General features: G+C 60.0%; 17 protein-coding genes. 14 read left to right on the forward strand and 3 right to left on the reverse strand.

Annotation, left to right across the window (positions count from 1 at the left end):
- The first annotated feature begins 245 nt into the window (after positions 1 to 245).
- From rplU to bioD, 7 genes are all read left to right on the forward strand, one after another.
- Positions 246 to 557, forward strand: coding sequence for a 50S ribosomal protein L21 (rplU, locus tag ACNKH3_RS11095; RefSeq protein WP_417916574.1), 312 nt, complete (start codon positions 246 to 248; stop codon positions 555 to 557).
- Between the two features lie 49 nt (positions 558 to 606).
- Positions 607 to 921: a 50S ribosomal protein L27 gene (gene rpmA, locus ACNKH3_RS11100; RefSeq protein WP_417916573.1), complete on the forward strand. Its 315-nt coding sequence runs from the start codon at positions 607 to 609 to the stop codon at positions 919 to 921.
- Positions 922 to 1,021: 100 nt separating this feature from the next.
- A complete protein-coding gene (locus ACNKH3_RS11105) occupies positions 1,022 to 1,939 on the forward strand; it encodes a HindIII family type II restriction endonuclease (RefSeq protein WP_417916572.1) in 918 nt (305 codons plus the stop codon).
- Between the two features lie 4 nt (positions 1,940 to 1,943).
- Positions 1,944 to 2,915, forward strand: a complete 972-nt coding sequence (locus ACNKH3_RS11110) for a DNA-methyltransferase (RefSeq protein ID WP_417916571.1) — start codon at positions 1,944 to 1,946, stop codon at positions 2,913 to 2,915.
- Between the two features lie 6 nt (positions 2,916 to 2,921).
- Positions 2,922 to 3,947, forward strand: a complete 1,026-nt coding sequence (gene obgE / locus ACNKH3_RS11115; protein WP_420209292.1) for a GTPase ObgE — start codon at positions 2,922 to 2,924, stop codon at positions 3,945 to 3,947.
- Positions 3,944 to 5,119 (forward strand): glutamate 5-kinase, encoded by a 1,176-nt coding sequence (gene proB / locus ACNKH3_RS11120; protein ID WP_417917058.1) that lies wholly within the window; start codon positions 3,944 to 3,946, stop codon positions 5,117 to 5,119. Before obgE ends, proB begins: the two co-directional genes overlap by 4 nt.
- On the forward strand, positions 5,116 to 5,787 hold the full coding sequence (bioD, locus tag ACNKH3_RS11125) for a dethiobiotin synthase (RefSeq protein ID WP_417917057.1): 672 nt from the start codon (positions 5,116 to 5,118) through the stop codon (positions 5,785 to 5,787). Before proB ends, bioD begins: the two co-directional genes overlap by 4 nt.
- A 327-nt stretch (positions 5,788 to 6,114) precedes the next feature.
- Here the strand turns inward: bioD and ACNKH3_RS11130 are convergent, their stop codons facing one another.
- Positions 6,115 to 6,273, reverse strand: a complete 159-nt coding sequence (locus ACNKH3_RS11130; RefSeq protein WP_420209293.1) for a hypothetical protein — start codon at positions 6,271 to 6,273, stop codon at positions 6,115 to 6,117.
- A gap of 82 nt (positions 6,274 to 6,355) precedes the next feature.
- Here ACNKH3_RS11130 and ACNKH3_RS11135 point away from each other — a divergent pair, with 82 nt between their 5' ends.
- From ACNKH3_RS11135 to ACNKH3_RS11165, 7 genes are all read left to right on the forward strand, one after another.
- Entirely contained in the window at positions 6,356 to 7,621 is a 1,266-nt protein-coding gene (locus tag ACNKH3_RS11135; RefSeq protein WP_417917056.1) for a glutamate-5-semialdehyde dehydrogenase, read from the forward strand.
- A gap of 5 nt (positions 7,622 to 7,626) precedes the next feature.
- Complete coding sequence (nadD, locus tag ACNKH3_RS11140; RefSeq protein ID WP_417917055.1) at positions 7,627 to 8,265, forward strand: nicotinate-nucleotide adenylyltransferase; 639 nt, start codon at positions 7,627 to 7,629, stop codon at positions 8,263 to 8,265.
- A 75-nt stretch (positions 8,266 to 8,340) separates the two neighbouring features.
- Positions 8,341 to 8,628 (forward strand): type II toxin-antitoxin system Phd/YefM family antitoxin, encoded by a 288-nt coding sequence (locus ACNKH3_RS11145; RefSeq protein ID WP_417916289.1) that lies wholly within the window; start codon positions 8,341 to 8,343, stop codon positions 8,626 to 8,628.
- A complete protein-coding gene (locus ACNKH3_RS11150) occupies positions 8,625 to 9,056 on the forward strand; it encodes a type II toxin-antitoxin system VapC family toxin (RefSeq protein WP_417916290.1) in 432 nt (143 codons plus the stop codon). Before ACNKH3_RS11145 ends, ACNKH3_RS11150 begins: the two co-directional genes overlap by 4 nt.
- Before the next feature lie 140 nt (positions 9,057 to 9,196).
- Entirely contained in the window at positions 9,197 to 9,358 is a 162-nt protein-coding gene (locus ACNKH3_RS11155) for a hypothetical protein (RefSeq protein ID WP_417916291.1), read from the forward strand.
- Between the two features lie 186 nt (positions 9,359 to 9,544).
- Positions 9,545 to 10,318 (forward strand): tRNA pseudouridine(38-40) synthase TruA, encoded by a 774-nt coding sequence (gene truA / locus ACNKH3_RS11160; protein WP_417916293.1) that lies wholly within the window; start codon positions 9,545 to 9,547, stop codon positions 10,316 to 10,318.
- A 26-nt stretch (positions 10,319 to 10,344) separates the two neighbouring features.
- A complete protein-coding gene (locus tag ACNKH3_RS11165) occupies positions 10,345 to 11,034 on the forward strand; it encodes an arginine N-succinyltransferase (RefSeq protein ID WP_417916294.1) in 690 nt (229 codons plus the stop codon).
- A 22-nt stretch (positions 11,035 to 11,056) separates the two neighbouring features.
- Here ACNKH3_RS11165 and ACNKH3_RS11170 read toward each other — a convergent pair whose 3' ends face one another.
- Together ACNKH3_RS11170 and ACNKH3_RS11175 are read right to left on the reverse strand one after the other, a co-directional pair.
- Entirely contained in the window at positions 11,057 to 12,064 is a 1,008-nt protein-coding gene (locus ACNKH3_RS11170; RefSeq protein WP_417916295.1) for an SGNH/GDSL hydrolase family protein, read from the reverse strand.
- A complete protein-coding gene (locus tag ACNKH3_RS11175) occupies positions 12,061 to 12,792 on the reverse strand; it encodes a hypothetical protein (RefSeq protein ID WP_417916296.1) in 732 nt (243 codons plus the stop codon). The genes ACNKH3_RS11170 and ACNKH3_RS11175 overlap by 4 nt, the downstream gene beginning before the upstream one ends.
- Positions 12,793 to 12,838 lie beyond the last annotated feature (46 nt).

The raw sequence follows: 12,838 nt of genomic DNA on the forward strand, positions 1-12,838 counted from the left end.
GAAAGAAAGATTCCGGTTCCGCCTGAGCAGGCGCACAGGCCCAGCCTGCTGACAAGTATAATGAAACGGCGGACATTAGGCAAGGGAAAGGAGGGCTGCCGCAGGCGCTCTGGCAGAGATTCGGCGGCGGGGCTTTTTTTGCCCTTGACAGGAGACTCTGTTTTGTAGTCTAATTAAATGTTTCGCGTAAACAAGCCGATAAACTATTTGTCAATGATTTGATTCATATACAGGAGGACGGGCGCATGTATGCCATAGTACGCACTGGCGGCAAGCAGTATCAGGTCGCAGCCGGGGACAAGTTGAAAGTCGAGAAAATTGAGGGAGAGATTGGCGACACCGTCGAGCTGTCCGACGTGCTGCTGCTGGCTGACGGCGACAACGTGCAGATCGGCGCGCCGGTCGTGGACGGAGCCAAGGTCGTGGCCAAGATCGTCGAGCAGGGCCGGGACAAAAAGGTGCTGGTCTTCAAAAAGAAAAGACGGAAGAACTATCAGGTGCTGCGCGGCCACCGCCAGCCCTTCACCGCCCTGAGCATCGAGCAGATCGCGCAGTAAGGCCGGGCGGCTGCTTCCATTTCACATTTTATCTTTCGGAGAACATCTCATGGCTCATAAAAAAGCGGGCGGCAGCTCCAGAAACGGCCGCGACAGCGCGGGACAACGGCGCGGCGTGAAACGCTTCGGCGGCCAGAGCGTGACAGCGGGCAGCATTCTTGTCCGCCAGCTCGGCACCAGAATTTATCCGGGCACCAACGTGGGTTGCGGCCGCGACTACACCCTCTTCGCCAAAGTAGACGGCGTGGTGAAGTTTGAAGCCTTTGGCAAAGACCGCAAGCGGGTTTCGGTGTATCCGGCTGCTGCGGCCTGCTGCGAGGCTTCCTGCGCCTGCACCCAAGAGCAATGCGGAGCAGGCTGCTGATCTGACCGCGCCGCAACGGAGCAGGCAGAAAAATTGACCCGGCGCCAATTTGGTGTCGGGTTTTTTGTTGGCATTCCGAGTTGATGAAGGCTGATTTGTTATGAAGTTGACAGCGACGGCAGCGCAGGAGCTGAAAAACCGGCGGTGCTGGGTCGAGAAGATCAGCCGTCTCAGCGGCAATTTTGGCGTTGACGCAGAGCGGGTGCAGCAGGAGCTTGCCGCAGAAATTCAAAAAGACGGTCTATCTTCCCTGCTTGGCCATCTCAGGCTTTGCGGCATGATCCCCGAAGGATACGCCCATGACAGCAGCGAGGAAAAACTGTATTCAAAATATACTGATGCCGTCATTCATGAGGCATACGCGGCGATGGGCTTCACCAGCTTGGTGCTGAAGGAGCGGGCCGATGCCGCAGACGTTGAATGCGTATGTGATGGATACAGTTTTGTTGCTGATGCCAAAGCCTTCCGACTAAGCCGCACCGCCAAGAATCAGAAAGATTTTAAAGTCCAAGCTCTCGACAACTGGAAGCGCGGCAAGCCCTTTGCAATGGTGGTCTGTCCTGTTTATCAGTTGCCTGCCCGCACCAGTCAGATTTACCAGCAGGCTGCCGCCAGATCGGTGTGCGTCTGCACCTACACGCATCTTGCCGTCCTTGTCCGGCACACTGAATCCGCAGGAAAAATCGCCGCTGTTTCCTTGCTGCACAATATGTTCAAGGCTGTTGAAGCCATGAATCCGTCGCAAAATGCCGGAGCATATTGGCAGACGCTGAACCGCACCCTGCTTGGCTCGGATGACCGCCTTGCCGCCATTTGGCGGGAAGAGAAAATTTCGGCTCTTGAGTCCATACAAATCGCCCAAGAAGAAGCGCTCGCCTTTCTTGCTGCGGAACGTGAACGGATCATGCGGCTTTCGCGCGAGGAAGCTGTCCGGGAAGTGCTCAAATCGCGGAACATCGAGAACAGAGAACGGGCAGTCAAGGCAGTGGCGGACAACGGCTTGCTGGAGCTGGGATGAGGCCATGAATAAGGGCTATTTAAACACGATCATCTGCGCAGACTGCCGCGAACACTTGCCGCTGCTTGCAGACAGCAGCATTGAGCTGTTTCTGTCAGACATTCCTTACGGCATCAGCTTGGATGACTGGGATGTGCTGCACAGCAACACCAATTCAGCCCTGCTGGGGCAGTCTCCGGCGCAAGTCGGCAAGTCGGGCTTCAAACGCCGGGGCAAGCCGATCAATGGCTGGTCGCAGGCGGACCGGCACATGGGCAGAGAATACGAGGACTGGTGCGGCACGTGGGCGGAGCTGATTCTGCCGAAACTGAAGGACGGCGCATCACTCTTTGTGTTTGGAGCGAGACGCACAATCCACCGCGTGATCAATGCCTTTGAAGACTGCGGCTTTCTCCTGAAAGACATCCTTGCGTGGAAAAAGGACGTAGCGCATCATCGGGCGCAGCGGGTGAGCATCATTTTTGACCGCCGCAATCTGAAAGAGGCGGCGGCGGCTTGGCAGGGCTGGCGGCTCGGCAATCTCGCCCCTATTTACGAGCCGATCGCATGGTTCATGAAGCCCTACAGAATTGGCGGCACCATCGCCGATAACGTGCTGGAGCATGGTGTCGGGGCGATGAACATCGAGGACTGCCAGATACGCGGCACCAATCCGACTAACGTGCTGGAATTCGGTTTCGGCAGGCATGAGAAAAAAATTCATGAGGCGCAGAAGCCCTTGCAGCTGATTGAATTTTTGATCAGGCTCACTACACGAGAAGGACAGACTGTGCTGGATCCGTTCATGGGCAGCGGGACAACCGCAGTGGCTGCCGCCCGCCTGAAACGGCATTTCATTGGCTTTGAGGCGGCAGCGGACTTTCATGCCGCTGCGCTTCAGCGTCTGGCCGACGAGACAGGTCAAGGCATCTCCGTCCGCGCAGCATCGCATTTTCAGCCGCTGCTGTTCAGCAAACCCTGCAAAGATTACCGGTAAAAGATAATGGCTTTCGTAGATGAAGTAAAGTTTTTCGTCAAGGCCGGGGACGGCGGCAACGGCTGCGTCAGTTTCCTGCGGGAGAAGTTTCTTCCCAACGGCGGCCCCAACGGCGGCGACGGCGGGCGCGGCGGCAGCGTGTATCTGGAGGCTGATCCGGGCAAGCATTCACTCCTCGATTTCCGCTACAGCTCCCATTTCAAGGCCGAGCGCGGCGGCCACGGCATGGGCAGCGACATGCACGGGCGCGGCGGCAAGGATTTCTTCATGCCGGTGCCCGTTGGCTCCGTGGTGAAAGATGTGGACACCGGCGAGGTGCTGGCTGATCTGACTGAGCCGGGCCAGCGGTTTCTCGCCGCGCAGGGCGGCAGAGGCGGCTTGGGCAACACCCGCTTTGCAACTTCCACCAACCGCGCCCCTCGCAAGGCCACGTCCGGCACGCCTGGCGAGGAACGCTGGCTGCGGCTGGAGCTGAAACTTTTGGCCGATGTCGGCCTGATCGGCCTGCCCAACGCGGGCAAATCCACGCTGCTGTCCAAGCTCTCCGCCGCCAATCCCAAGGTTGCGCCGTATCCCTTCACCACGCTGGAGCCGCAGCTGGGCGTGCTGCATTTCCGCTTCGAGAAGCCCTGCATCATCGCTGACATCCCCGGCCTGATCGAAGGAGCGAGCGAAGGGCTTGGCCTCGGCCACCGCTTCCTCCGCCACATCGAGCGCACCAGCATCCTGCTGCATCTGATAGACGCATCGAGCGAGGATCCGCTGGCGGACTACAAGGTGCTGGCGACGGAGCTGGCGGCCTACAAAGAGGAGCTGGCCGACCGCACCCGCATAGTTGTGCTGAACAAAATGGACTGTCTCTATGAGGAAGAGCAGGCGGCGGTCAAAGCTTTGTTTGCCGACAACGGCATGAAGGACGTGCTGCTGATTTCCGCTCTGGATGAAATCGGCATTGACGCGCTCAAGAAACGCATCGGCAGTCTGCTCGAAGCGCAGCGGGAGGCGGCAGAAGCAGAGGAGGCGCAGCCATGACCTTTCAGGTGGACCGCGAGGACGGCCTGTTTTACCGCCAGACCCTGTTTGATCAGGCGAAAACCGTGGTGCTGAAAGTCGGCAGCGCGGTTTTGACCAATGCTGACGGCCTGAATCTTGAATTCATCGACACGCTCTGCCGCCAGATCAGCTTTCTCCGCTCCACCGGGCGCGAGGTGATTCTTGTCACCTCCGGCGCAGTGGCAGCCGGGCGGCGGCGGCTGGGCGTGGAAAAGCAGCCGGGCGAGCCGCTGAAGGTCAAGCAGGCCCTTGCCGCTGTCGGCCAAGGACTGCTCATGCAGGCTTACGAGCAGCGGTTTGCTGATCAGGGCGGCCAGCAGGTCGCCCAGCTGCTGCTCACTCACGCCGACCTCTCCCAGCGCGACCGCTACCTGAACGTCCGCAACACCATCCTCACCTTGTTTGAATTCGGCGCAGTGCCGATCATCAACGAGAACGACACTGTTTCCGTGCGCGAGCTGCGCTTCGGCGACAACGACACGCTCGGCGCGCTGATCACCAACATGATCGGCGCGGACATGTACATCATGCTCTCCGACGTGGACGGTCTCTGCACCGCCAATCCCGCCCTTGATCCAACGGCGAAGGCGATTTACACCGTGGCCAAGGTGGACAGCACAGTCGAAGCGATGGCGGGCAACAGCGGCAGCTCGCTCGGCACCGGGGGAATGCAGTCAAAAATCCGGGCGGCGAAGATGGTCGCGGCCTGCGGCGGCAGCTCCTTCATCGGGCCGGGCCGCAACAAAAACGTGCTGCGGGAGCTGTTCTCCGGGGCGATGGTCGGCACCTTTTTCCTGCCGGAGAAAGTGAAAATCAGCGGCAGGAAGCACTGGATCGGCTACGTCCTGCGGCCCGACGGTTTTCTTGATCTCGACGCAGGCGCCTGCCGGGCCATTGTCGAGCGCGGCAAAAGCCTGCTGCCTTCAGGCATCGTCCGGGTGGAAGGCGGCTTCAAGGTCGGCGCGCCGGTGCATTGCCGCTGCCCGGACGGACGGGTGGTGGCCGCTGGTTTAGTCAACTACGCGGCGGCGGACATTGACAAGATCAAGGGCTGCAAAACCTGCGACTTGGCGGGAATTCTCGGCTTCCGCGACAGCGACGAGATTATTCACCGCGACAACCTCGTCCTGCTGGCCGACGGGGAGCGATGAATCCGCCTGTCGCTGTCTGCGGCATCGACACAGGGGTCGGCAAATCGGTCGTCACCGGTTTGCTCGCCCGCCATCTCCGCGAGCAGGGCGCGTCGGTCATGACCATGAAGCTGGTCCAGACCGGCTGCACGGAGCCGGAGGACATCCGGCTGCACCGCAGGCTGATGGGCATTGCTTGGCAGCCGGAGGACGAGCAGCGGCTGACCTGCCCGTACTGCTTTCCGCTGGCCGCCTCGCCGCATCTTGCCGCAGAAAAAGCGGGCGCGGCGATTGATCCGGCCCGGCTTGATCAGGCCGCCGACAAACTGGCCGGGCAGTTCGGGCAGCTTGTTGTCGAAGGCGCGGGCGGCCTGCTGGTGCCGCTGACCCGCTCGCTGCTCCTGCTCGACTATCTGCGCGCCAAAGACTGGCCGCTGATTCTCGTCACTTCCCCCCGCCTCGGCTCGATCAATCACACCTTGCTTTGCCTTGAGGCAATCAAACAGCGGCAGATGCGCCTGCTCGGCTTGATCTATAATCTGCACGGCAGTCATCCGCCGGAAATTGTCAATGATTCGCTCCGCTTTTTCCGCGACGCGCTGGCCAAATACGGCTTTCCAGAAAAAATTGTCCTGCTGCCTGATTTAAAAGAAAGCCGGGCGGCGAACTGGAATGCGCTGCTGTTATGACAATTGTTCCGCCGCGCTGCGTTGTCCCATTCAGCCGTTGCTTACAGCCCGAAATTTTTATTTGGTCTGCGGCGGATGAAACTTCGGCCTCTCATCGGAGAATCAAATGCGGCGTTGCAGGCTTCGGGCGCTCTGCTTATCTTTCGGAGGACGCAAATAAAACTGAAAATGCTGCAACTGAGACTTCAGCTATTTCGCTGAAAATACGCTGCTGCGATTCAGGCTTTGTCTGCGCTGCCTGTCTTTCGGAGGACGTAAACGAAATTTAAAATGCGGCAGCCGAGACTTCAGCTGTTTCGCTGAAAATACGCTGCTGTGTTTCAGTCTTCATGCGTGACAGCCATCTTTCAGATGACTCAGAAAAATTTCAGCGGCGGCGTTATATGTTCCCTGCGCGGCATCTGTTTTTTGGCTAACCCAAACAAAGTTTGAAATGCCTTGCCGGAACGTCAGGCGAGCCGCAAGCGGATTCAAAATCCATCCCAACCCACCTGCTGCTCGCCTGAAAGAAAATCAACTGAATCCATACCTGAACGTGCATCATTAATCTTGAAAAAAGGTGATCATCATGACCAACACCGAAATCGAACAGCTCATCATCGGCATGGCGGAGAAAGGCCGCAAGGCCGCCCGCAAACTGGCCGCTCTGCCGACCGCCGTCAAAGACAGCATCCTGCTCGCCGCAGCCAAGGAGCTTGAGGCGCAGCGGGACTTCATCAAGGCGGAGAACAAGAAAGACGTGGATGCGGGCCGCGAGAAAGGGCTTTCGTTAGCCATGCTTGACCGGCTGACCCTCAGCGACAAGGTCATCAACTCGATGATTCAGGGCCTGCATGAAATCGCCGCGCTGCCGGATCCGGTCGGCAAAATGGACGAGATGAAGCGCAGGCCAAGCGGCATCACTGTGGGCCGGATGCGGGTGCCGCTGGGCGTGATCGGCATGATCTACGAGGCGCGGCCCAACGTGACCATTGATGCTGCCGCCCTCTGCCTGAAGGCGGGCAACGGCGTGCTGCTGCGCGGCGGCTCCGAGGCCATTCATTCCAACCTTGCTTTGGCCGGACTGCTGCAAAAGGTTTTGGTCGCACATAACGTGCCTGCGGAGGCCGCTCAGGTCATTCCTGTGACCGACCGCTACGGCATCAACGTCATGTTGGCGCAGGAGCAATTCATTGACGTGATTATTCCGCGCGGCGGCGAAGGGCTGATCCGCTTTGTCACCGAGAATTCAAAGATTCCGGTGCTGAAGCATTACAAGGGCGTGTGCCACATGTATGTGGACGAAAGCGGGGATGTTGCTACCGGCATTCGTCTGGCGATGAACGGCAAGACGCAGCGGCCCGGTGTCTGCAACGCCTTGGAAGGAATGCTGATTCATAAGGCGATTGCCCCCTGCTTCCTGCCTGCGGCGGCCAAGGAGCTGATGGCTGCCGGAGTCGAGCTGCGCGGCTGCGAGCAAAGCCGAGCCATTGTCCCGGAGATTGTCCCGGCGCAGGATTCCGACTGGGGCACCGAGTTCCTTGAGCTGAAAATGATTATCAAAGTGGTGGACGACATGGACGAGGCTATCCGCTACATCGAGCAATACGGCTCGCAGCACACCGAGGTGATCGTCACTAATTCGTATGCGAACAGCCAGCGGTTCCTGCGCGAGGTGGATGCCTCGGCAGTGATGATCAACGCCTCCAGCCGCTTCAACGACGGCGGCCAGTTCGGCCTTGGCGCGGAAATCGGCATTTCGACCACCAAACTGCACGCCTACGGCCCGATGGGCTTGGAAGAGCTGACCACACGCAAGTTCGTGGTCTATGGGGCGGGCGAAATCCGCCAGTAAGGGCGATGGAGCGGATCGGCCTCTTCGGCGGCACTTTTGACCCGGTTCATACCGGGCATCTGGCGATTGCGGAGCAGGCCGCCGATGAGCTGCGCTTGGATCAGGTGCTGTTCATCCCGGCGGCTGATCCGCCCCACAAACGGAAAACTTGGGCCAGCTACGGCCAGCGCGTCGCCATGCTGGAAGCGGCTTTGGCTGGCTGCGCCCGCTTCAGCATCTCGCTTATTGAGGCCGAGCTGCCCGCGCCTTCCTACACGGTGGACACTCTGCGGGAGCTGCGCCAGCGGCTGGCCGGGCAGTTTTATTTCCTCCTCGGCGCGGATTCCCTGCTCGAACTCCATCTCTGGCATCGTTTTCAGGATTTGCTCAAGCTGACCAAGTTCATCGTCATCTCCCGGCCCGGCATTCCGCTCGCGGCCATGCGGCAGGCGATGGAGCGGCTGCCCGGCCCGTTCCTTCCCGATGCGGCGGAAATGCGCTGGCAGCGGGCGGACGGGGCGGAGTTTGTCTTGCTTGTCAACCGGCTGAAGGAGGATATTTCTTCGTCAGCAATTCGGGAGCAGATAAGGAGGGGTAACGAGCCGGTAGAATTGAACGAGCATGTGCGGGAGCATGTTGCAAAGAACAGCTTGTACAGCCTCTGAAATTTGACAAACCTGTTTCTTGTGACTACAATAACCACATGTAGGCACAACCTGCAACCGTACAAGGAGTTTGTCATGGCAACAGTGCAAACAGTCGGCATCCGGGAAGCAAAGGCGCATTTGAGCAGATACCTGCACAGCGTCCGGCAAGGCAATGAAATTATTCTGACAGACCGAAACCGGCCTGTGGGCAAGATTGTTCCCATTCCGGCAGAGGCGCTTTCGTTGGCAGAACGGCTCCGCAGCTTGGAAGAAAAGGGGCTGATCCAGCCGGAAAACGCGGCGGTTAAGCGTAACCTCTCGCCCGTGCCGTTGCCGCTTGGACTTGCCCAAGCCCTGCTTCAGGAAGACAGAAACAAATGAGTGATGGAGCCGTGGTTTTATACTGGGATGCTTCGGCGGTGCTTTCCCTGCTGTTTGACGACATCCACAGCCAAATCGCTTTGAACTGGTGGAGGCAAGAAAGCGCGGTTCATCTTCTCTCCTCGTTGGCTTATATTGAGGTCGCCGCTGTGATTGCCCGCTTGGAGCGGACAGGCGCTTTGGATGCCGCTTTAGCGGAAACCGCGCTTGCAAATCTTGTCACTTGGGGCTGGCGGAGAACAGCTATTCAACCGGATCATGATCTTGTTGCGCCGCTCGCCCGACGTTGGCCGCTGCGGGGCGCAGACCTTTGGCACCTTGCCTGCGCCTGCACTTTGCACAAGCAGTTGCCGGAACTCAGATTGCTGACGTTTGACAGCAGGCTGCATGATGCGGCGGCTGGAGAAGGAATTGCGGCAAGTCTTTGAAGCAGGAGGAAGTCAACTGGGTGAAAAAACGGAGCTGTTAGACAGGCGGGTGATGGGGCATATTGAGAGGGAGGGCTGGTCATGCACAGCCCTCCGCTTTTCGGCAGAAACCTATCGGCAATGATGCGGTTGATCAAGCAATGGAGCTGATCGAGCGAGGCAATTTCTCACCTGCCGAAAAACGGCGGCAGTATCGTCTTCTTGTTGAAAAAGTCGCCAACGCCGCCGCCCTGAAGCAGGAATTTCAACGTGAACTCAAAAGCATCGAGAAAAGCCTTGCGGCGGAAGGGAAAACGCCGTGACAACGCAGAAGACGGCGTGTGCGATGTGTTGCCCAACTGCCACCAAGTTCATCTTGTTCGTCAACCTGCTGAAGGAGGATATTTCTTTGACGGCACTTCGTGCGCAGTTGCGGCGTGGCGGGAAAGCTGAATTCGATGGACAGCTCTGCCGCGCGCGTCATTCAGAATGAACGCCTCTTTCTTTCCATGAACCAGAGAAACATCCGCCTGCGCGTCGCCTACGACGGCACCGGTTTCTGCGGCTGGCAGCGGCAGAAGAACGGGATGAGCATTCAGGAGCTGCTGGAGGCCGCGCTGGCCCGCATCACCAAGGAGCCGGTCGAGGTCAGCGGCGCGGGACGCACGGATGCCGGAGTTCATGCCGAGGCGATGACCGCCAACTTCCACACGAATGCGGCCATGCCTGCGGCGGCCTTTCAGAAAGCTCTGAACTCCATGCTGCCCAAGGCCGTGCGTGTTGTCGCCGCCGCCGAAGCTGCGCTCGATTTTCATGCCCGCTTTTCTGCCATCAGCAAAACCTACCGCTACGACTTTTTCACCGGCGCAGTGCAGCGGCCCGCCGAACGTCTCTACCGCACCCACGCGCCCTGCGTCTTCATGCCAGAGCACGTGCGGCCCTGTTTGGAACTGCTCCTCGGCAGCCATGATTTTTCCAGTTTTGAAGCCGTTGGCACCCGCGACCGCAGCAAGACCGGGGGGCGGGGCGCAGTGCGCACCATCTTCCGCGCCGAATGCACGGCTGATCCAGCCCGGCCTGAGCATTTCTCCTTCCGCTTCACTGGCGACGGCTTTCTCCGCTGCATGGTGCGCAATCTGGCCGGAACTCTGATCTGGGCTGGCGCAGGCAAATTGAGCTGCGAGCAGTTTGCTGCTATTCTTGCGGCACAAGACCGCAAACAGGCAGGGCCGACCGCCCCGGCCTGCGGTCTGTTTTTAGAGCAGGTGAACTACCCTGAATGAATTCAAATTTTGCACAAGCGTTTGCCATGAACACCCCGCCCCTTGCGCCGACACCCAAAACAGGTTTTTCCCTCAAACAGCTGCTGGCCGTTGCCGCCGGAGTGATGCTGCTCACTGCGGCGGGCGCGGCCTTGGCTGTGAAAATCTGGCTATTTCCCCAGCCTCTCGAGCCGGTGGTGCTGGATCAGCAGGAAGAGCGGCGGCTGGAGGAGAAGCTGGAGCGGCTGGAGGCGTTTTCCGTCCCGTCCGGCAGCAGCACTCCGCCGGAAGATTTTGAGGAGGACGGGCGGCTCCGGCCTGAGCCGTATTCCGAGGACGGGGCCAGCCGGGATATCAGCTTCAGCGAGCGGGAGATCAACAGCCTGCTGGCGAAAAACACCGATCTGGCCGACAAGCTGGCTGTGGATTTTGCTGAGAATTTAATCAGCCTGCGCCTGCTGCTGCCGCTCGATCCTGATTTTCCGGTCATGGGCGGCAAAACCCTGCGGCTGCGGGCCGGGGCGGAGCTGTCATACCGCGACGGCCGGCCCGCAGTTATTCTGAAAGGGATTTCGCTGATGGGCGTGCCGCTGCCCAACGCCTGGCTGGGCGGCCTGAAAAACATCGACCTGATGCAGGAGTTCGGCGGCCAGCCCGGCTTCTGGCAGAGCGTGGGCGCAGGGCTGGAGAGCGTCAGCGTGCAGGACGGCAGCATTTCGCTCAGACTGCGGGAATAGCCCCGCAGCCTGTTTTTTCGCATTAAGCCCGGCGGCGGTTCCGGCGGGCCGCCATCAGCAGCAACGCCGCCGCCAGCAGCAGAGCGGCCTGCTGCGCCAGCGTCGCCTCGACCAGCAGCCAAGCGGTGGCGAGCAGCGGCAGCAGAGCCGCCCGCGCTCCCAGCCGGAGCAGCTCGTGCCGGGCGATGAAGTCCGCCGCTGGCGGGGAATGCTGGTAATACCAAGCCACAAACGCCCGGCCCGGCCCGTTGGTCAGCAGACGGAGATCGCGGAATTTCCGCAGCAGAACCACCTGCGGCTCCAGCGCGCTGCCGTAGGCCGCCGTGGCGATGAAGCAGCCTCCTCCGCCCCCTCCTCCTGATGCCGCCTGCTCCTCGCTGCTTTTCAGCGTCTTGATCTGCTCGGCAAAGCCTTCAGCGATTTTCTGCGCGCCGACGCGGGTCGGGTGCAGGCCGTCAAAAGTCAGATTTTTCCAGTCAGTGATCAGTCGGCTGTAGGTGTCCACCAGCGTGTAGCCGCCGTTGGCGGCGGCGGTGACGATGAGCGGATTGTAATTTTCCGGCGCGTGGTTTGGCTCTGAGTTCGGGGTGATGGTGGACATGACCGGAGTGGCTCCGGCAGCCTTGGCCTGCTGGGCCATGTTCTCCAGATTGAAGGCGGTGGTGGCCGGCGAAATGCCCTGAATGATGTCGTTGGCCCCCTCCATGATGATGACGTGTTTCGGCGCATGTTTGGTCAGCACGTCCGCGATGCGCTCCACGCCGCTGTAGGTGGCTTCCCCGCCCTTGCCCGCGTTGACGATAGTGAACGCGGTTGGATCGAGCATGTCGGGCAGATAGGCAGGATAGGCGGTTCGGGTGTTGCCTTGATAGCCTTGGGTGATGGAGTCGCCGAAGCAGACCACCACTGCCTTTTTAACCGTGGCCGCGCTGGCCGTCGTGGTTCCGGCTGTCTGCGCCTGCGCCGCGCCGCTCAGACAGAAGAGCAGCAGGCCCGTCCAGATCAGCATGTTCCGCCGCGTCCGCATCATTCCGCCTCCTTGCCCGCCGGAACCGCCAGCAGCACGTGCTGGCTGTCCGCAGGCAGAAAATCAGGCAGCTCCTCCGGCTCCGCCGCCTGCTCCTCTTCCTCGATAAAGTCCTGCTCCGGCGACCAGCCTTGACCGGCATACACCGCCGCCAGCCATTTGTATTTGCCGTCGCGGAAACCCTGCCAGCGGACTTCCACCTGCCCCTGCTTGTTGAGCAGGAGTTCCGGTTTGACATCCGGAACTTGATTGGCGGCGTTGATCTGCTGAGGCGGCAGCCAGGCGGCGTTGACAAAACGGCTCCAGTATATTTCATCCTGGCCGCCGTCGTTGCCCGCCCAAGCTAACCAGAGCGTCTGGTCCGGCCCGATCAGGGCGGCTGGGGTGATCGCCGTGGCATGGCCGCTCTCCAGCTGAACCGGCTGCGTCCAGCGGCCTGCCTTGCCGACTGTGTATTCAATGCTGATGCCGTCCGGATTGACCGCCGACCAGAAAATCCAGCGGCTGCTGTCCGGGGCGATGACAAAGGCCGGATGCAGGTTGTTGGCATTGTTGTCGGTCAGCTGTTCTGGCTCAGACCAGCCTGCCGCTGTGCGCGCGCTGTGATAAATCTCCTGCCGCAGCCCGTCCGACTGCGACCAGACCAGCTCCTCCAGCACGGCATTCTCTGCCGCATGGCCTGGCGGCGCGGTCAGCAGCAATGCCAGCAGCAATTTCTTCCAGTTGTTCATTGCGTCATCCTTTGGGCAGGCTGAACATGAAAAAAACGGCGGTTCG

The organism is Candidatus Electronema sp. JC (genome assembly GCF_048287365.2).
GTDB lineage: Bacteria > Desulfobacterota > Desulfobulbia > Desulfobulbales > Desulfobulbaceae > Electronema.